19 protein-coding genes are annotated in these 19,131 nt (G+C 61.6%); 9 read left to right on the top strand and 10 right to left on the bottom strand.

Going from position 1 to position 19,131, the window contains the following annotated elements; genetic code table 11:
• Positions 1-9: 9 nt before the first annotated feature.
• The 7 genes from NYQ88_RS06065 to NYQ88_RS06035 all read left to right on the top strand — a co-directional run bounded on the left by NYQ88_RS06065 (position 10) and on the right by NYQ88_RS06035 (position 5,651).
• Positions 10-825 (top strand): bifunctional allantoicase/(S)-ureidoglycine aminohydrolase, encoded by an 816-nt coding sequence (locus tag NYQ88_RS06065; protein WP_275654058.1) that lies wholly within the window; start codon positions 10-12, stop codon positions 823-825.
• A 3-nt stretch (positions 826-828) separates the two neighbouring features.
• Positions 829-1,329, top strand: coding sequence for an ureidoglycolate lyase (locus NYQ88_RS06060; RefSeq protein ID WP_275654057.1), 501 nt, complete (start codon positions 829-831; stop codon positions 1,327-1,329).
• Between the two features lie 124 nt (positions 1,330-1,453).
• Positions 1,454-2,206: an META domain-containing protein gene (locus tag NYQ88_RS06055; RefSeq protein ID WP_275654056.1), complete on the top strand. Its 753-nt coding sequence runs from the start codon at positions 1,454-1,456 to the stop codon at positions 2,204-2,206.
• A gap of 3 nt (positions 2,207-2,209) precedes the next feature.
• Positions 2,210-2,833: a nucleoside deaminase gene (locus tag NYQ88_RS06050; RefSeq protein ID WP_275654055.1), complete on the top strand. Its 624-nt coding sequence runs from the start codon at positions 2,210-2,212 to the stop codon at positions 2,831-2,833.
• 150 nt (positions 2,834-2,983) lie between these two features.
• Entirely contained in the window at positions 2,984-3,181 is a 198-nt protein-coding gene (locus NYQ88_RS06045) for a hypothetical protein (RefSeq protein WP_275654054.1), read from the top strand.
• A gap of 157 nt (positions 3,182-3,338) precedes the next feature.
• Entirely contained in the window at positions 3,339-4,166 is an 828-nt protein-coding gene (gene otsB, locus NYQ88_RS06040; RefSeq protein WP_275654053.1) for a trehalose-phosphatase, read from the top strand.
• A 72-nt stretch (positions 4,167-4,238) separates the two neighbouring features.
• Positions 4,239-5,651 carry a trehalose-6-phosphate synthase gene (locus NYQ88_RS06035; RefSeq protein ID WP_275654052.1) on the top strand — a complete coding sequence of 471 codons (1,413 nt, stop codon included), beginning with the start codon at positions 4,239-4,241 and terminating at the stop codon, positions 5,649-5,651.
• Between the two features lie 45 nt (positions 5,652-5,696).
• Here NYQ88_RS06035 and NYQ88_RS06030 read toward each other — a convergent pair whose 3' ends face one another.
• From NYQ88_RS06030 to NYQ88_RS06015, 4 genes are all read right to left on the bottom strand, one after another.
• Positions 5,697-7,130 carry a DEAD/DEAH box helicase gene (locus tag NYQ88_RS06030; RefSeq protein WP_275654051.1) on the bottom strand — a complete coding sequence of 478 codons (1,434 nt, stop codon included), beginning with the start codon at positions 7,128-7,130 and terminating at the stop codon, positions 5,697-5,699.
• A 297-nt stretch (positions 7,131-7,427) separates the two neighbouring features.
• Positions 7,428-8,219 carry a molybdopterin-dependent oxidoreductase gene (locus tag NYQ88_RS06025; protein WP_275654050.1) on the bottom strand — a complete coding sequence of 264 codons (792 nt, stop codon included), beginning with the start codon at positions 8,217-8,219 and terminating at the stop codon, positions 7,428-7,430.
• A complete protein-coding gene (locus tag NYQ88_RS06020) occupies positions 8,216-9,067 on the bottom strand; it encodes a cytochrome b/b6 domain-containing protein (RefSeq protein WP_275654049.1) in 852 nt (283 codons plus the stop codon). Before NYQ88_RS06020 ends, NYQ88_RS06025 begins: the two co-directional genes overlap by 4 nt.
• Positions 9,068-9,154: 87 nt before the next feature.
• A complete protein-coding gene (locus NYQ88_RS06015) occupies positions 9,155-9,802 on the bottom strand; it encodes a ThuA domain-containing protein (protein WP_275654048.1) in 648 nt (215 codons plus the stop codon).
• 257 nt (positions 9,803-10,059) lie between these two features.
• Here NYQ88_RS06015 and NYQ88_RS06010 point away from each other — a divergent pair, with 257 nt between their 5' ends.
• Both NYQ88_RS06010 and NYQ88_RS06005 read left to right on the top strand, forming a co-directional pair.
• A complete protein-coding gene (locus tag NYQ88_RS06010; RefSeq protein WP_275654047.1) occupies positions 10,060-11,661 on the top strand; it encodes a bifunctional metallophosphatase/5'-nucleotidase in 1,602 nt (533 codons plus the stop codon).
• A 179-nt stretch (positions 11,662-11,840) separates the two neighbouring features.
• Complete coding sequence (locus NYQ88_RS06005; RefSeq protein ID WP_275654046.1) at positions 11,841-12,302, top strand: hypothetical protein; 462 nt, start codon at positions 11,841-11,843, stop codon at positions 12,300-12,302.
• Positions 12,303-12,362: 60 nt separating this feature from the next.
• Here NYQ88_RS06005 and NYQ88_RS06000 read toward each other — a convergent pair whose 3' ends face one another.
• From NYQ88_RS06000 to NYQ88_RS05975, 6 genes are all read right to left on the bottom strand, one after another.
• Positions 12,363-13,406 carry a Gfo/Idh/MocA family oxidoreductase gene (locus NYQ88_RS06000; RefSeq protein WP_275654045.1) on the bottom strand — a complete coding sequence of 348 codons (1,044 nt, stop codon included), beginning with the start codon at positions 13,404-13,406 and terminating at the stop codon, positions 12,363-12,365.
• A gap of 178 nt (positions 13,407-13,584) precedes the next feature.
• On the bottom strand, positions 13,585-14,373 hold the full coding sequence (locus NYQ88_RS05995; protein ID WP_275654044.1) for a ThuA domain-containing protein: 789 nt from the start codon (positions 14,371-14,373) through the stop codon (positions 13,585-13,587).
• A 174-nt stretch (positions 14,374-14,547) separates the two neighbouring features.
• Complete coding sequence (locus tag NYQ88_RS05990) at positions 14,548-15,555, bottom strand: ABC transporter ATP-binding protein (protein WP_275654043.1); 1,008 nt, start codon at positions 15,553-15,555, stop codon at positions 14,548-14,550.
• 13 nt (positions 15,556-15,568) lie between these two features.
• Complete coding sequence (locus tag NYQ88_RS05985; protein WP_275654042.1) at positions 15,569-16,414, bottom strand: carbohydrate ABC transporter permease; 846 nt, start codon at positions 16,412-16,414, stop codon at positions 15,569-15,571.
• Entirely contained in the window at positions 16,414-17,391 is a 978-nt protein-coding gene (locus tag NYQ88_RS05980; RefSeq protein ID WP_275654041.1) for a sugar ABC transporter permease, read from the bottom strand. Before NYQ88_RS05980 ends, NYQ88_RS05985 begins: the two co-directional genes overlap by 1 nt.
• A gap of 74 nt (positions 17,392-17,465) precedes the next feature.
• The gene (locus tag NYQ88_RS05975; RefSeq protein ID WP_275654040.1) at positions 17,466-18,725 is read right to left on the bottom strand and encodes an ABC transporter substrate-binding protein; all 1,260 of its coding nucleotides are present in this window, start codon (positions 18,723-18,725) and stop codon (positions 17,466-17,468) included.
• Between the last annotated feature and the right edge of the window lie 406 nt (positions 18,726-19,131).

The raw sequence follows: 19,131 nt of genomic DNA, 5'->3' as shown, positions 1-19,131 counted from the left end.
AACCGCGACATGTCCTCATACGCCTCCCCCATCGCCGGCCTGCCCACCCAGATGGCGCTCCACACCGGACGCGCTACCTTTAATGAGGCCTACGCCTTTCTCCCGCGAGGGGTGATGCGCGACATCGTCACCTCTTACCTGCCCCATTGGCGCGAGACCCGGCTCTGGGTCATCGCCCGGCCGATGTCCGGCTTTGCCGAGACCTTTTCGCAATACATCGTGGAAGTTGCGCCCGGCGGCGGCAGCGAACGGCCCGAGGAGAACCCGGAGGCCGAAGGCGTGATCTTCGTGGTCGAAGGCGACCTCGTCCTCACGCTGGAGGGCACTGTTCACCAGCTCAAGCCCGGCGGCTACGCCTTCCTGCCCCCCGGCGCCAATTGGAGCCTCGTCAACCGCACGACTTCCCCTGCCCGCTTTCATTGGGTGCGCAAGCGCTACGAGAAGGTCGAGGGCATCGACATGCCCACCGCCTTCGTCACCAATGAGCAGGATGAGCCGATCCGCTGGATGCCTGACACCAATGACCGCTGGGGCACCACGCGCTTTGTCGAGCCCACCGATCTGCGCCACGACATGCACGTCAACATCGTCACCCTCGAACCCGGCGCAGTGATCCCTTTCGAGGAAACCCACGTCATGGAGCACGGGCTCTATGTTCTTCAGGGCAAGGCGGTCTATCGGCTCAATCGCGACTGGGTCGAGGTCGAGCCGGGCGATTTCATGTGGCTGCGCGCCTTCTGCCCGCAGGCCTGTTACGCCGGTCCCGAGCGCTTCCGCTATCTGCTCTACAAGGACGTCAACCGCCATGCAAAGCTGCCGTTCTGAGCCATGACCGACCGTCACATCACCATCGAGCCGCTCACCGCCGGGGCCTTCGCGCCCTTCGGTCAGGTCATCGAGCGCCAGGGCGCCCACCACTACCCGATCAATGCGGGCATGACCGAGCGCTTCCACGATCTGGCAAGGGTCGAGCTGGGCGGCGTCCATGCCCGCCCTCTGATCTCGATCTTCCACGGAAAGCCCTACGCCTTGCCGCTGTCGCTCACGCTCGTCGAGCGCCATCCGCAGGGCAGTCAGGCATTCTACCCCATCTCACAAGCGTCATGGCTCGTCATTGTCGCCGAGGATGAAGGTGGCACGCCAGTGCGCCTCCGCGCCTTCCGTCCCGGTTCCGATCAGGGTGTCAATATTGCCATGAACACCTGGCACGGTGTGCTGACGCCGCTGGAGCGCGAGAGCGAATTCCTCGTGGTTGATCGCGGCGGCGACGGCAATAACCTCGAAGAATATGTCTTTGACACCCCCTGGATCGTCGGAGCCGCTTCGTAACCCTAAAACGAGAGCCCGGCTCGCAAGAGCCCGGCGCATCGTTTATCCTGCCTCAAATGCTGACGTTTATTGGTGTAATGCCCGCCTCACACGGACAGCCACTCGCCAGATACGGGAGGAAGCCATGTTTTCCAGGCTGATACGCATCTTCGCCGCCCTGCTACTGCTTATGTCCCCGGCGCTCGCAGCGCCACTGATGGTGACGGGCGAAGTGTCCTATCGCGAGCGCATAGCCCTGCCGGCGGGCGCCAGCCTCCATGTTGGTCTGGTCCGCCTTCCGGAAGGCACGCCCATCGTTGGCGCCGAAGCCTATATCGCCCCCTCCGGACAGGTCCCGCTCAGCTTCCATCTCAACATCCGCACCAATCCGGACCTCCGGCGAAACTATGGCCTGCGCGCCGAAATCCGTGCCAATGGCCAGGTGCTGTTCTCAACGCCCGCACCGGTGGCGGTCGATCTGGCCAATCCCGCGCCGGTCAGCATCCTCGTCACGCGCCACAAGCCGCAACCCGTCGTCACGCCCCCCGTCATGCCCGAACCCAAACTGATCGACACCAGCTGGCGCGTCACCAGCATCGGCGGCAAGCCGGTTACCGGCACGCGCCCCATCACGCTCGCCATCGCGGCAGACCTCCGAGCCACGGGCAATGGCGGCTGCAACAGCTATGTTTCCGAATTGACCCTTCTCGCCAGCAAGCTGGTGTTCGGTCCCGCTGCGGCGACCCGCATGGCCTGCGGCGAAGACATCATGGCCCAGGAAGCCGCCTATTTCGCTGCGCTTGCAGCCGTCGGCGGCTTCGAACTCGACGACAAAGGCCTGCGCCTGCTCGATCCTGCCGGCATTCCGCTTGTCGGCCTCGTCCCCTCTGAGGAGTAAGTCTTGGATACCGCATCTTTCATTTCCCGCCTGCTCGACGTCATTGAGCACGAGGTCGTACCCAAGACAGCAAAGGGCGTCGCGCTGGGCAACAAGCTGTTCGGCGCCGCCATCCTGCGCAAATCAGATCTGTCGGTGGTGATTGCGGAGACCAATAACGAGACCGAGAACCCGCTCTGGCACGGCGAGATGCACGCCATCAAGCGGTTCTATGAGCTGCCGGCCGAGAGCCGTCCCGATCCCAAGGACTGCATCTTCGTGACCACGCACGAGCCCTGCTCACTGTGCCTCTCGGGCATCACGTGGTCCGGCTTTGACAATTTCTATTTTCTCTTCAGCCACGAAGACAGCCGCGACAGCTTCGCCATCCCCTATGACATCCAGATCCTGCAGGCCATTTACGCCGTGCCCGATCCCGGTGTCGAAACAGTCCCTGCGGATCGACCGCTCTACAACCGGCACAATGCCTTTTTCAAAAGCTATGCCATCCAGGGCCTCATCGCCGGGCTGGAACGGACGCAGAAAGAAGAATTGCTCGCCCGTGTCGACAATCTCGTCGGCGCCTATGCCGATCTCTCGGCGGTTTATCAGCGCGACAAGGGTAACAAGGGCATTCCCCTCGCCTGATCTAGCGCCCGCTTTTGCGGATAGATTTGAGCGGTCCCCGAACCGGCATACCCGGACTTCTGGGGGCCGGACTCGGCGGCAGGCGCTGCACGCCCCAGGAAATCAGCTGCGCGCCAAGGCCGCCCGTCACTGAATTACCGGAGCTGGCCATTGGCCACCTCCACCCCATCCGCATGCGGCGGCATTTCTGCAAAGCTGGCTGCCAGCGCGATGAAACTCATGGCCATCGCGAACAGCATCGTGAGGAGCAGTTTGTGGGGCGCACTATTTAACATTGTTTCCGCTTTTCTCTGGCATGGCCGACGTTTCGATGATCACCGTCCAGTGATCTCTGGTTGGGAGCTTTAACGTCGCTACCCCTGATATCGCTCCCGCCCTGAACTGCTCACGAATGCGTTATTAAGAATTCGTTCATATTTGTGGCCCTGCGGCCTGCTTCGCAGCCGAACCATTTGGCTTCGCTGGCGTTTCCATTGGTAACCAAGCATCAACCAAAGGGGCTGTCATGGCCGATCCGAACCTTGTGGGTGGCGAAAACCTGCCTCTCCTCGCTGTGTTTACCGACTTCGACGGGACCCTTGTCGAAATCGCCGAAACCCCCGAAAGCGTTGCCGTTCCGCCCGGCCTGCCCGCAGAGCTGGACAGGATCCTCACCGAATTTGATCACGCCTTCGCAGTTATCACCGGCCGCGAAATCGCGGATATCGATCGTTTTCTCTCGCCATTGCAATTGCCGATCGCCGGCGCACATGGCTCGCAGCGCCGTCGCGCCGACGGCAGCCTTGAGCAGCTCGACCAGCATCTCATCGAAGCCGCCGAAGAGATCGCCGCCGCACTTGAACCACTGGTTTCGGATCATCCCGAGCTTATTCTCGAACCCAAGGAAGGGGCAGTCGCCCTGCACTTCCGTCAGGCGCCGGAGCTGGGCAATGAATGCCACGGCGCCATGCAGGACGCGGTGCGCTACCATTCCGACTTCACGCTTGTCGCCGGCAAGATGGTGATCGAGGCGCGCCCCTCTGCCTTCGACAAGGGCGCCGCCCTTCGTGCCTTCATGCAGGAGCAGCCTTTCGCTGGCCGCGTCCCGATTTTCATTGGTGATGACCGCACCGATGAAGACGCCTTCCGCGTCGCCCAGGAGCTCGGCGGGGTCGGCATCAAGCTCGGACCTGGAGAAACAATCGCTCGCATGCGCATCGCCGACGTGACCTCAGTCCATGCCCTGCTGCGTGGGCTCAGTGAACTCTTTCACCGCGACCAGCCGATAAACGAGCAGCGCACCGACGAAGAGGATGAACACTGGACCGCGCCGGCCGACGGCCTGGCGCACTAGCAACAATCCAGCATCCTTACGGGGCAAACGCCCCGTCGCGACCTAAGCAAGAAGAAAAGGGGCAAGAACAGCATGAGCCGCATAGTCGTCGTATCCAACCGCACACCCAGCAAGGGTCCAGCCGCCGGTGGCCTGGCCGTGGCCCTTCGAAAAGTGCTGATGGAACGAGAAGGTTTCTGGTTCGGGTGGTCCGGCAAAATGGCCGAGCAACCCAGCGGAACCGCCCGGCTCGAGGATGTCGATGGCGTGAAAGTTGCCCAGATCGACCTCACCCGCGAGGATCATCACGCCTATTACGCGGGCTTCTCAAACTCCATTCTCTGGCCCAGCTTTCATCTCCGGCTCGATCTCGCGACCATCGAAAGCCACTGGTACGAAGGCTATCGTCGGGTCAACGCCCAGTTTGCCCGAGCGCTGCTGCCGCTGCTCAAGCCCGACGACGTCATCTGGGTGCATGACTACCACCTCATCCCGCTCGCGGCGGAGCTGCGCCGCCTCGGTGCCCGCAATCGCATCGGGTTTTACCTCCACATCCCCTTCCCCACGGCGGACGCGCTCTATGCGATCCCCAATCATGCAGAGCTGATGCGCGACCTGTCGCGTTACGATCTCGTCGGCATGCAGGCCAAGCGCGACATTGCCGCCTTCACCGAATTTGCCGAGCATCAGTCCCCATCAACCTTTATTGGCGACAATCAGGATCACATCGACTTCAGCCGGACTGAATTCGATGCATTCCCCATCGGGTCCGAACCCGACGCCTTTGCCAGCCTCGCCGTCAGTCCCGCCGCCACCAAGATGGTAAAGCGCATGGAGCGCTCGCTGGGCGAACAGCGGCTGATCCTGGGTGTTGACCGTCTCGACTATTCGAAGGGCCTCCCTCAGCGCGTTGAAGCCTATGAAAAGCTCCTCGCCAACAACACGCGTCTGCGCCGACAGGTGCACATGCTGCAGGTCGCGCCACCTTCGCGTGATACGATTAAGGAATATCGGGAAACCAGCGATGCGCTCGACGCCATCTGCGGCCGGGTGATGGGCCATTTCGCCGAGCCGGACTGGCAGCCCCTTACCTATGTTAAGCGCGCTTATGGCCAGCCCAGCCTCGCCGGTCTCTATCGGCTGGCGCGCGTCGGCCTTGTGACGCCGCTGCGCGATGGCATGAACCTTGTGGCCCATGAATATGTCGGCTCGCAAAATCCGGCCGATCCCGGCGTTCTGGTGCTGTCGCGCTTTGCCGGCGCCGCTGAGATTTTCCCCGAGGCCCTGTTGGTCAATCCGTTTGACACCGACGAAACCGCAGAAGCCCTGCGCATCGCACTCGACATGCCGCTCGACGAACGGATCGAGCGCTGGCAGGCCCTTATGGACGCGGCCCGCAAACATAATGTGGTCGACTGGGCCGTCAGCTTTCTCGATCGCCTCGCGCCGCGCGGCACCGCCTCCAGCGCCACCCGAGACATTCTCTATCTCGCCTCGGTAGCCTGAGGCGCAAACAAAAAGGGCGACCCGAGGGTCGCCCTTTTCAAACTCTTAGCCTTCGCGGCGATTGCGCGCTGCGGTTTTCTTGGCTGCCGTGGTCCAGCGCTGCTTGGTCTTGAGACCATCCGCGCGGGGCGGCTTGACCGACTTGACCGGAGCCAGTGCATTGTTCGGATCGCGCGCGACAGCTTCGCGGGCGACCCCGCCCTTGCCACGCTCACCGCCCGGACGGGGCGTGTTGAACCGGCGATTGCTGTTCGCCTTCGGGTTGCGTGCAGTACGCGCACCGCCGGGTGCACCGGGATTGTTGCGCGGCGCGCGCGGAGCAGAGCTCTCGACTTCCGTCAGCAGCTTCTCGTCGCCCGACACCGGAAGTGTGCGGCGGATCAGGCGTTCCACGTCGCGCAGCTTGCCACGCTCGGTGCCGTCACACAGCGTGATGGCAATGCCGGTCGCGCCATTGCGGCCCGTGCGGCCGATACGGTGGACGTAGTTTTCCGGATCGTCCGGCAGGTCATAGTTCACCACATGGGTGATGCCCGGCACGTCGATACCGCGTGCGGCGATATCGGTCGCAACGAGGATGCGCACTGCGCCCGAGGAAAAGCCCTTGAGGGCCGCCTGGCGGGCGTTCTGGCTCTTGTTGCCGTGGATGGCAGCCGCGTCATGGCCGTCAATGGCAAGGTTCTTGGTGACGCGGTCGGCGCCATGCTTGGTGCGTGCAAAGACGATCACCCGCTCCATGGCTTCCTTCTCGTCGCCGAGCAGGTCGTTGAGCACGTTCCGCTTGGCCTTGGAGTTGGAGAGGATCACCCGCTGGTCGATCTTGACCACGGTCGAGCCCTGAACGGCAGCTTCGACCTTGACCGGCTCCTTGAGCAGGCTCTTGGTCAGGTCTTCGATTTCCGGCGCCATGGTCGCCGAGAACAGCATGGTCTGGCGACGCAGGCCGATCGCCTTGGCAATCGCCTTGACCGGGGCAATGAAGCCCATGTCGAGCATGCGGTCGGCTTCGTCCAGCACCAGCCAGCGCGTTTCGTTGAGACGGATCTTGTTGTCGTCGAGCAGATCCTTAAGGCGCCCTGGGGTGGCGACAACGATGTCGACGCCCTTGGCGATCTTACCGACCTGATGGTAGCGCGAGACACCGCCCAGGACGAGCACGGTATCGAGCTTCATCTTGGCGCCGGCGAACTTGCGGATATTTTCGTCGATCTGTACGGCCAGCTCACGCGTCGGCGCCAGGATCAGCGCACGCGTGGTCATCGGGCGCGGACGACCGGTAAGGGTGAGGAGGCCGGCCAGGATCGGCAGGCCGAAGGCGGCGGTCTTGCCCGAACCGGTCTGGGCAATGCCCAGCATGTCCCGACCTTCGAGCAGCTTTGGAATAGCCTGGCTCTGGATCTTGGTGGGCACGGTGAAGCCGCCCGCAGTCAGGCTGTCGGTGATGACTGTGGGGAGGCCGAGCGAAGCGAAATCGGTCAAGTCTGGTCTTTCTGCGCCAATGCGGCGCTGATGTGCACACAGCAATGCTGCGCGCCGATCGCCAGTCGCACGGCGACAGGCGGTTCAACAGGTGCAATCGGGCGATAAAGGGAGGTATCGCGCGGGTGCTGGCTCACCTCCGGACCAATTCGTGGTATCCGGAGTGACTTCGCCGCTCACCGCTTGAGTAAGAAGAGAAGTCCATTCGCGGCACTCTGGCCGCGATGTAACCCCCATATGGGCCAATTTCCGGCCGATGGCAAGTCAGGTGCGCGCATGGGGGGCCTGCGTCGGCCGTCAGATGCCGCCGTACCAGTCGTAGCCATTGTCTTCCCAATAGCCGCCTTTGCCGCCACCGAACGCGCGGAGATCATCCACCAGCTCGATGGTGTGGAGGTATTTGGGCTGCTTGTAGCCGAGCGCCCGCTCGATCCGCAGCCGGATCGGCGCCCCGTTGCTGACCGGCAGAACCTGGTCGTTAAGGCCGTAGGAGAGGATCGTCTGCGGATGATAGGCGTCCACCAGATCCGAACTCGTATAGTAGAGAATATCGCCCGACAGCGTTTTCTGGATGTTGTCGTAGCAATGGTAGACGCAGAACCGTGCCTCCGGCTTGACCCCGGCCATGTCGAGCACAGGCCCGAGCGCCGTGCCCGTCCACTTGGCGATGCAGCTCCAGCCCTCGACGCAGTCGTGCCGCGTGATTTGGCTCCGCGCCGGCATATTGCGCAATTCATCGAGTGAGAAACTGACCTCGCGCTCCACCATCCCCTTGATGGTGAGCTTGTAGGGCGCGAAATTCTGCGCCTTCAAAAACAGATATTCCGGCGTCGTCGGCTCGGTCGAACCGTTTGGCTTCATGCCCTGGCGGATCTCGCTCGCCTCATATTCGCGCGCCAGCACTTGGTCGCCGATCAGCGCCCGCTGTGCCCGATAGGTCAGCACATTGGCCTGCTCGATCGCCTCGCGGACCGGATTGCCGCGCTGGGCGAGGAAATCGAACTGGTCGCAGCCCGAAAGCACCAGCCCTGAACCGAGCGCCGCTGAACCCATAATGAAGCGACGGCGATTGACGATGAGACTGCTCATGGCCGGTCCCCCTCCTGCACGACGGTGCCCCGCCCGGTGCGATACCAGCCCGTGATCATCGAGCGCATCTCGTTGATCGGCCCCGCCAGCACAACCATGAGCACGTGCACGATGAAGAACAGCACCAGCAGCGCCATGACGATGAAATGGATGGTCCGCGCCGTCTGCCGCCCGCCGAACCGATCGAGCAGCCAGGGCCAGGCCGCATCCATGCCGGGGCTCATGGTCAGCCCGGTGAGGATGATCAGCGGGAACAGCACAAAGAACACGATGAAATAGCTCAGCTTCTGCACCGGGCCATAGCTGCGCCCATGGTGCAGCCGAAGGCGCGCATGGTTGAGCGCGTCCTGCGGCAAGGTTTTCAGATCCTGCCCCTTGGGCAAGATATCCCGCCGCAAATGCCCGTTGATGGCGCTGGCGAGAAACCAGACGAAAAGCGCCGCCACCAGCAGCCAGCCGAAAAAGAAATGCACCACCCGTCCGGTCGCCAAATCGCGGAAGGAGGGAATGGTCACCGCGCCGGGAAAGCCGACATATTGCGGACGTTCGGCAGTTCCGCTCATGCCCAGCACGCCCGTCGTGTCGAAAGTGGTGCCCAGGATCGTGGTCTGCCCGCGCGGACCTTGCGGCGTGTTGATCGCGCCGATCCGGAAAATGGCGTTGTCGTATTCGAACCCCGACTCGTTACCGAGATAAAGCGCCGGGTGGGCGTTGAAGATCTGCAGCCCGGACAGCAGCAGGAAAAACAGGCAGATTACCCAGGCCCAGTGCGTCACCCGGGTCCAGATCGACTGGCGATAGACCAAAGGTCCCTTATGCGTCCCATGCGGTCCGGCGTCGTCGTTCATCCCGCTCTCCTTGCTCGAAGAGATACGAGGCCAAAACGCCGACAGTTTCAACTCACCATCACGGGACGGCCGCAGAACAGCGTGAAATTACGCGTCGCGCGCCGCCCAGTTCATGCCACGGCGCATGATCGTTGCCATATTGGTGTTCTCGAATTCCTTGGCGCGATGCCCGAGCGTCGAATGGAACACACGGCCTTCGCCATGCTTGCGCTTCCACACCACCGGCATCACCACGCCCTCGACCCAGGGCGCGTGCTCGCCCGAAAAGGTCGTCGTCGCCAGCACCTCGTTGGAGGGGTCGACATGCATGTAGTATTGCTCGGAGGTGTAGGGGAACGCCTTGATCCCCGCCATGACCGGGTCATCCGGCGCGGTCACGTCAACCGTGTAGTCGATGATATTGCCCGGATGCGCGACCCACTGGCCGCCCACCATGAACTGATAGTCAACGCTGTCGCGGAAGGCATCGCTCATGCCGCCGTGGTGGCCGGCAAGGCCCACGCCATTCTGCACCGCCTTGGTGAGGTTCTCGACCTCTTCCTTGCCGATCTTGCTCATCGTGAAGATGGGAATGATCAGGTTGAGATCATGAATGGAGGGATCGGCAAAGGCGCTGGTTTCGGTCGCCATGCGCACGGAGAAACCGTCTTCGTGCAACCACCGCCGATAGATGGTGGCACATTCTTCCGGGTCATGACCTTCCCAGCCGCCGTAGACGATCAAAGCACTTCGCATTGGAAATCACCCCGCAAATCAAACGGCGCGGAGATTACCCTACTCTCCCCGCTTTGAAACCCATCCCCCTGCGGATTCCGTCTCACGGCCCCGGAGCACCACCCTCGGCCACAGTAGATTCGACCAACAGGTCCACTTTCCACTGTCATAAATAGCTGATTAACTGACTGCTGATGCCGTCGGCCAGTTCCCAGGGGAGCACGTTCGGAATCTGGTCCCGCGACTTCAATCGCCAAGAGAAACAAGGGACATCAGGGATGAAGAAGTTATTGCTGGGCGCCACCGCGCTCACCCTCTGCGCCGGCTTTTCCAGCGCGGCTTATGCCGAATTCACGCTCAACATCCTGCACATCAACGATTTTCATTCGCGGTTCGACCCGATCACCGGAACCGATTCCAATTGTGATGCCGAAACCGATGCAGCCGGCGAATGTTTTGGCGGCATAGCCCGCCTCAAGACAATCATCGACGATACCCGCGCCAAATACGAAGGCGGCAATTCCCTGCTGCTCTCGGCCGGCGATAATTTCCAGGGCTCTCTCTACTACACCACCTACAAATCCAAGGTGGTCTCTGACTTCTTCAACCAGATGGGCTTTGACGTCGTTGCCACCGGCAACCACGAATTCGACGACGGCCCCGAAGAATTCATGACCTTCATCGACGCCGCCGAATTCCCGATCATCGGCGGCAATTTCGATGTCACCCGCGATCCGCACCTGGCGGGCAAGATCAAGGGCTCCTATGTCGTCGAAATCGGCGGCGAAAAGATCGGCATCATCGGGGCCACCACGGAGGACACGCCCGAGATCGCCTCGACCGAAGACATCGAGTTCCACGACGTCATCCAATATGTCCGCGGCGCTTCCGAGGCGCTCGACGCGGCCGGGGTGAACAAGATCATCCTCCTCAGCCATATCGGCTACACGGTCGATCAGCAGGTCGCTGCGGCCCTGCCGCTCGTCGACGTCATCGTCGGCGGCCACAGCCATTCCCTGCTCGGCTCCATGGAAGGCGCTGCCGGCCCCTACCCCACCATGGTCAAGAACCCCGATGGCGTGGAAGTCCCTGTCGTCCAGGCCAACCAATACGGGAAATATCTCGGCGACATCGCCATCACCTGGGATGACAATGGGGTCGTCACCTCGGCTGTCGGCGAACCCTTCCTGATCGACGCCTCGGTCAAGGCCGACGAAGCCTTCGCCACCGAGCTCACGGCGCTGCTGGGCCCGATTGAGGAACTCACCAGCACCGTCATCGGCACCGCCACCGACAAGCTCGAAGGCGCGCGCGAAGTCTGCCGTGTCGAGGAATGCTCCATGGGCAATCTCCTCGCCGACGCCATTCTCGATCGCGTCGCCGGCCAGGGTGCAACCATCGCCTTCCAGAACGGCGGCGGCATCCGCGCCTCGATCGACGCCGGTGAAATCACCGTCGGCGATGTGCTGACCGTCCTGCCCTTCTCCAACACCCTCGCCACCGTACAGATCAGCGGCGCCGATGTGATCGAAGCGCTCGAAAACGGTGTCAGCGACATCGAGAACGGCGCCGGGCGCTTCGCCCAGGTCTCCGGCCTCAAATACAGCTATACCCTTTCCAAGCCGGCCGGCGAACGCGTCAGCGATGTGCTGGTCAAGGGCGAGGGCGATGCCTGGGTTCCGATCGATGAGGACGCCACCTACACCATCGTCACCAATAACTATGTCCGCGGTGGCGGCGACGGCTACGGCACCTTTGCCGAGGGCGATAACCCCTATGACTTCGGCCCGCCGCTGGAACAGGTGGTCGCCGAATACATCGCCAAGCTTGGCGGCGAATACACCCCCTATACCGATGGACGCATCACCATCATCGAATAGGCGGTTGACTGCCAACTCAGGAGGGGCGCCCCCGCGGCGCCCTTTTCTTTTTGTCGTCTGGGCCGCAATTGCGCCGAAACATGGTCATATTGGCACCGCAACTTCGACGCTTTTCCATCGGACAGCTTAATCACCGCCCTGTGAAGAGGCGTGAGCCCCTGTCGTTGAAGAGAAAAAATATGAAACCCATCGCCATCGCTGCAATGCTCGCTGCGACACTGACCCTGGCCGCCTGTGGCGGCGACACGCCCGATCAGCCGGCTGCCGAAACAACTGCGCCTGTCGTGGTGGAAACCACTCCAGCGGCGCCAGTCGTCGTGGAAACCACGCCTGCCGCACCCGTCACCGTCGAAGTGACGCCGCCTCCTGCAGTAAGCGTCGAGGTCAACCCTGAGGGGGGCATCCCCGGCACTGACGTCACCGTCGAGGAGGCGGTCGATAACGTGCAGACCCAGATCGACAACGTACAGACCCAGATCGATAACGTAACGCTGACTGACGCACAGAAGCGGGAGGCTGTTGTCGAGGCGCGCACCCAGGCTGAAGCCGCCGCCCGTACCGCTGGCCTCAGCGATGAGCAGGTCAAGCAGGCCGGCGACGCCGCCGAAAACGCCGCCAAGCAGATGTTCGGCCTCAACTGATGCGAATAGAGAAGGCCCGCCTCATGCGAGAGGCGGGCCTTTTTTACGTCTGGCTCCGGGTCAGACCCGGTGTTCGGTACGATCCCGGTCGGTCACCGTACCAAGGTCCAGCACCTTTTGAATATTGGCCGCGTGGCGGAAGCTTGGCTCCAGATTACGTCCCGAGTTCACCGCTTCGGCAAAGCGCATGTAATTCGTCGGCACCGGATCGACCGCCACTTCGCTCCAGGTCCCGGTCTCGATATCATCGCCAAGGCAGGTAAAGAGCTTGGACCAGTCGTGCCGGTGTTGCACTTCCACCGACCCCTTTTCGCCATAGACGCGCAGGCGCAGTTCATTGAAGTGGCCCGTCGCCCAACGCGTGGCATGGATCACGCCCAATGCGCCGTTTTCCAGCTGCGCGGTCATGGCGAAGCTGTCATTGGCATCGAGCTGATATTCGCCGATCTGGTTGTTCTCGGCCTTCGCAAAGGTTTCGAGCCGGCAGAACACCCGGCTGAAATCGCTGCCCGCGCCATAGGCAGCAAAGTCGAGAATATGCACGCCAATGTCCCCGAGCACGCCGTTTGAGCCGTGCTTCTTGCTGAGGCGCCACAGCCACTGGCTTTCCGTGCGCCAGTCACCCCAGGCCTTGGACACCAGCCAGCTCTGCAGATAGCTTGCCTCGAAATGCTTGACCGTGCCGATCTGGCCCGACTGGACGATCTCGCGGGCCTTCTGCAGCTGCGCCACATTGCGATAGGTGAGGTTCACCATATTGACGAGACCCAGGCGCTCGGCTGTCTCGGTCATTTCCATGGCCTTGGCAAAGTCGGTCGCCAGCGGCTTTTCGCAGAACACATGCTTGCCCGCATTGAGCGCCGCCATCGTCGTTGGATGGTGGATGCTGTCCGGCGTGACATTGGCGATGGCGTCGAACTCGCCCCAGGCCAGCGCCGCATCAAGCGAGCCAAAGCCGCGCTCGATACCATGGGCCGCGTTGAACGCCTCCACCCGCGCCGGATCCACGTCGACACCACCTGCGAGCGTCACGCCCTCAATGGCGGCAAAATGCTTGGCATGCTGGTTCGCCATGCCACCAGTACCCAGAATAAGGATACGCATCGTCTCATTCCCTGGCCGCAAAGCGACCGTCTCATTGTTTCAAAAAATCGCAGGACAGCGAACCGGCCTGCGATACTAACTCTATCACCACCGCCCGGAGCACCGGACGATCAAGTCCCACCTCGCCGCCTCCGTCCATTACCGGCTCATGGCTGGCAATGGACGGGCAGCGGCCAGCCTATAGCTTCACTTCACCCGCATGGTCGGCGGCGCTGAGCTTGGGCCCGCGCTCCTCGATATGTTCGATAGCCTCGCCCACCGGAACATTGGGTGCCTTCATCAGTCGGGCATAACGATCGCCGTTATGCGCCCAGTTGACGGCATTGCGCAGCACCTGCCCGACCGTCGCATCGTGGTAGGTCGGATAGGTTTCGTGGCCGGGGCGGAAATAGAAGATATTGCCGGCGCCGCGCCGATAGGTCAGGCCCGAGCGAAAGATTTCTCCGCCCTGGAACCAGGACACGAACACCGTCTCCAGCGGCTCCGGCACGGTGAAGGGCTCGCCATACATCTCTTCGTTTTCAAGCTCGAAATAGGCCGGCAGACCCTTGGCGATCGGATGACCGGGATTGACCACCCAAAGCCGTTCGCGCTCGCCGGCTTCACGCCAGTTAAGGTTGGCCGGCGCACCCATCAGGCCCTTGAAGACTTTCGAGTGGTGTCCCGAGTGGAGGACAATCAGCCCCATGCCTTGCCAGACATGCTCCATGACGCGCTTGACCACCGCGTCATCCACCTGGTCATGGGCGGTGTGGCCCCACCAGAGCAGCACGTCGGTCTGGCTCAGCGCTTCTTCGGTGCAGCCATGCTCGGGGTCCTGCAGCGTCGTCGTCTTCACCGACAAATTGGCATCGGCAGACAGAAGCTTGGCAATCTGGCTGTGCATCCCCTCGGGATAAATCTCAGCCACCGTCTTGTTCTTCTGCTCATGGACATTCTCGCCCCAGACGAGGGTACGGATCGTCATCGGTAGTCTCCTGCTCAATCCAGGCCGGTGGGGAGGCACCAGCCCGCGTGTTTAATCTCGGTCATCAGCGCAAAACTGGCGCCTCCCTCAAATCCATTCGAGGTCAACGCATCAGGACGCATGAGGTTGAGGCGCGACGGGAAATGCAACTTCCGCCGCGCCAGTTGTGATTTCCTAGCGCAGCGGCTTGCCAGCCTCATCGAAGCGGTGAATGCGCTCTTCGAGGGGCGAGATGTGCACGACATCGCCGCTCTTGTAGTCATTCGCGCCGTCGAGCCGCACGACCACGGGCTCTTCCGTACCCATCTCGAGATAGACATAGGAATCCGCGCCGAGGTTCTCGGTGTGGATCACCGTTCCGCTCCAGGCTCCGCCTTCGGGCACAATAGTAATGTGCTCGCCGCGAATGCCGACGGTGTGACAGCCATAGGCCTTGGCCTTGTCGCCGCTGATGAAATTCATCTTTGGCGAGCCGATAAAGCCCGCCACGAAAACCGAATTGGGGTTCTCGTAGAGTTCCATGGGCGTGCCGACCTGCTCGACGAGCCCGTCGCGCAACACGCAGATGCGGTCGGCCAGCGTCATGGCTTCCACCTGGTCATGGGTCACGTAGATCATCGTGACATTGTCCATTTCCTCATGAAGCTTGGCGATCTCGATACGCGTTGCCACGCGCAGGGCGGCATCGAGGTTCGACAGCGGCTCGTCAAAGAGGAAGACTTTCGGATCCCGGGTGATGGCCCGTCCGATGGCCACGCGCTGGCGCTGGCCACCCGAAAGCTGCTTGGGCAGGCGATCCAGATATTGCCGGATCTGCAGCATGTCGGCTGCTTTTTCTACCCGCTGGCGGATCGCGTCCTTGCTGTGGCCCTTCTCGAGCTTGAGCCCGAACGCCATATTTTCATAGACCGTCATATGCGGGTAAAGCGCATAGGACTGGAACACCATGGCGATGCCGCGCTTGGAGGGCGTGAGGTGATTGACCACCTGTCCGTCAAACAGCATCTCGCCCGAGGTGATGTCTTCCAGTCCGGAGATCAGCCGCAGAAGAGTGGACTTGCCGCACCCGGAGGGGCCGACAAACACCATGAACTCACCCTTCTTGACCTCAAGGTCCACGCCCTTGATCACATTGACGGCGCCGAAGGACTTGCGGACGTTGCGAAGTTCGATTGAAGCCATTTGGCCGTCTCCTTTAACCCTTGACGCCGCCGGCGGTCAGGCCGCTGACGATCTTGCGCTGGAAGATGAGCACCAGCACGACAAGCGGAACGGTCACGATGACCGAGGCCGCCATGATGATGCCCCAGGGAATTTCATATTGTGAGCCGCCCGAGAGCAGCGCGATGGCCACCGGCACGGTGCGTGTCTGGTTCGACACGGTGAAAGTCAGAGCGAAAAGGAACTCGTTCCACGCCGCGATGAAGGCGAGGAGGCCCGTGGTCACCAGCGCCGGCCACATCAGCGGCATGAAGACCTGCGTGATGATCACCCAGGGTGAGGCCCCGTCGACAATGGCCGCTTCCTCGATCTCCACCGGCAGGTCCCGCATGAAAGTGGTCAGCACCCACACGGTAAATGGCAGGGTGAAGATGGTGTAAGAGAAGATCAGCGCCCAGGGCGTATTGTAGATGCCGAGGAACCGGATCACCTCGAACAGCCCGGCCAGAACGGCGATCTGCGGGAACATCGACACGGCGAGAATGGTCATCAACAGCAGCCCTCGCCCCCGGAACCGCACGCGGCTGAGCGCAAAGGATGCGGTCACCGCCAGGAACAGCGCCAGCAGCACTGTCACCGAGGCGACGAACACCGAATTCAGTAGATTGCGCGGGAACGCCCCTTGAGAGAACACCGACTGGTAATTGGCCAGGCTGAACCCTGTGGGCCAATAGCTCACCCGGAACAGGTCCGTGCCCGATTTGAAGCTGGTGATGATGGCGTAGTAAAAGGGAAAGACGGAGATGACCACGATGGCCACCACCAGCGCGTAAAAGAGCACGCGCTTGGTGATTTTCCAGAGGTTGATCGAGCTGTCCATCAGCGGTCTCCCCCCTCGAAATTGACCTTCCCAAGCCAGATATAGACGATGGTGAAGATTGCGATCAGCAGGAACAGCAGGGTCGACTGCGCGGACCCTTCGGCGAATTTGTTGAACTGGAACAGGTTCTCCTGCGAAATCACCGACATCGTCTTGGTGGCCGACGAGTTCGGCGTCAGCACATAGATCAGGTCGAAAATGCGCAGCGCATCCAGCACGCGGAAAATGATCGCCACCATCAGGGCCGGCCGCACCAGCGGCAAGGTGATCCTGAAGAACTGTTTGACCGGATGGATGCCGTCGATCTCCGCGGCCTCATAAATGTCCCGCGGGATCATCTGCAGACCGGCGAGGATCAGCAGCGCCATGAACGGCGTCGTCTTCCAGATATCCACCACCAGAACCGCCGTCATTGCGGTGTCGGGCGAAGCCGTCCAGGCGACGGGTGCTGCCAGAAGGCCCAGCCGCATGCCCAGATCATTGAGAATGCCGAACTGGTCGTTGAGCATCCAGCTCCACATGCGCGCCGAAACAATGGTCGGGATCGCCCAGGGGATGAGGATGGCGGCGCGAACGATGCCGCGGCCCCTGAATTCGGCATTGAGCACCAGCGCCACGATCATGCCGAGGACTGTTTCCCAGAGCACGGACCAGAAGGCGAAGCGCACCGTGTTCCAAACCGCGTTCCACCAGGCGGGGTCCGCCAGCACGCCGCGATAGATGACGCGTCCGCTCTCGAGCGTGCGGATCTGCAAATAATTGGCGAAGCCGATCCACTCGGCCCCGTAGAGGTCATTGAGCGTGGCATCGGTAAAGGAGAAATAGATCGAACGGGCTAATGGCCAGCCGGCGACCACCCCCAGGGCGATCATCATCGGCAAAAGGAACAGTCGCGCAGCCCGCACCCGCTGCTGCATCAGTTCGGAGCGAACCGGTCGCTGAACCGTGGTTGTGGAACCCAGCACCTCGGCTGTCATGCAGCCCTCCCCTGGTCAGTGTTGGAGGGGAATGCGGGAGACACCCACCCGCATTCCCGGTTTGCCAGAAAATATCAGTTCAGCAGGTCTTCGAGGTCGACCTCGAGCAGTTCGAGGTTTTCAGCGGCCGAACCATTGCCCGAAAGCGTATTGTGGACGGCACTCCAGAACAGCGAGGAAGCCTCGTTATAATTGGCCTGGGTCGGCGCGGACGGACGCGGCACGGCATTCTGGAAGATCTCTTCCCATGCTGCCATGAACGGCGACGCAGCCAGCACGTCTGCATCCTGATAGAGCGACTGCACGGTGGGCAGGTTTGCCTGCTGGATAGCGCGGCGCTTCTGAGACTCTTCCGAGCTCAGGAACAGGGCCAGCTCAACGGCAGCTTCCTGATTGGCGGAATACTTCGAAACCGCGAAGTTCCAGCCACCAAGGGTCGCCGACGACTTGGCGCCTTCGCCTTCACCGGCCGGGAGCGGAGCAACGTCAAAATTGCCCTTCACGGCCGAGTCATCATTGTTGCTCAGCGCATAGGCGTAGGGCCAGTTGCGCATGAACACGGCATTGCCCAGCTGCCAGACGCCACGGCTCTCTTCTTCCATATAGGCAAGATTGCCTTCCGGAGAGATCGTGCCGATCCAGCTGGCAGCTTCCTCGAGGGCAGCGACGGCCTGCGGATTGTTGATCGAGATGGTGCCGTCTGCCTCGATGATCTGGCCACCGCCAAAGGAGTTGACCCACTCGAGGGCGTTGCAGGTCAGGCCTTCATAGGCATTGCCCTGGAACACGAAGCCCCACATGTCGGTCTTGCCCTCGGCGCGCTCGCCATCCATGATTTCCTGGGCTGTGGCATGCAGCTCCGACCATGTCTTGGGCACGTCCTTGCCGTATTTTTCGAGCAGGTCGGTGCGATAGTAGAGAGCCGGCGCATCGGTGAAGCCCGGGACGGCCACAAGCTTGCCATCGACGGTCTGGGACTCGATGACCGAAGGGAAATGCTGGCCGACAACATCGGCCGCAGCCTCGGTAAGGTCGACGAACTGGTCAGCGAGCTGAGGCGCCCAGATCACGTCGGTCTGGTAGACGTCGATGTCGGCATTGCCCGCTGCAAGCCACAGACGATACTGACCGAACTGGTCGCTGGTGGACGAGGGCATCGGCACGATGGTCACGTTGTGCCCGCTCTGCTCCTTGAAGATTTCCAGCTCAGACTGCAGGAACTGCAGGCCGGTGCCGGTGTCACCCGACACAATGGCGAGTTCCGCTGCCTGGGCGGCGCTGGCCACCAGTGTCACGCTGGCCATCATCGCCACGAGCATTTTTTTCAGTGTCATTGGATTTCCTCCCGATAGAACCCTGAATCAGGGAGGCACGCGCACGCGGCCTTGCGCGCAGGCGCTCGACCACAAAGGCTCCTCCCGAAAAGCGGCTTCGCCAACCCTTTTGGGCCTAGCTTTCAAAGCGCTTTGAACGAAAAGGAACCAGAGGCTCCCGCCACTGTCAAGCTGAACCATGCCGCAAATTAACGAACTTCTTCGCGGAACCTGCGGATATTCAACCAGATCAAGTATTTAGATAGAAGGCTGACCACCATTGGTAAACAGAAGTTAAAATAGCGCTGATGTACGCACCTCAGGGAAAACCGCGACTTTCAGCTACTTGCATCAAAAATTGAAATCGCTTTGAATGGTTTTTGGAGGAGATGGCAGCCAGCCCTTGTTCAGTGGGCCCTGCCTGCCC

The organism is Devosia sp. SD17-2, assembly GCF_029201565.1.
Taxonomy (GTDB): Bacteria; Pseudomonadota; Alphaproteobacteria; order Rhizobiales; family Devosiaceae; genus Devosia.
The sequence above is the reverse complement of the archived record's forward strand: the minus strand, read 5'-3'. Positions and strand labels throughout refer to the sequence as shown.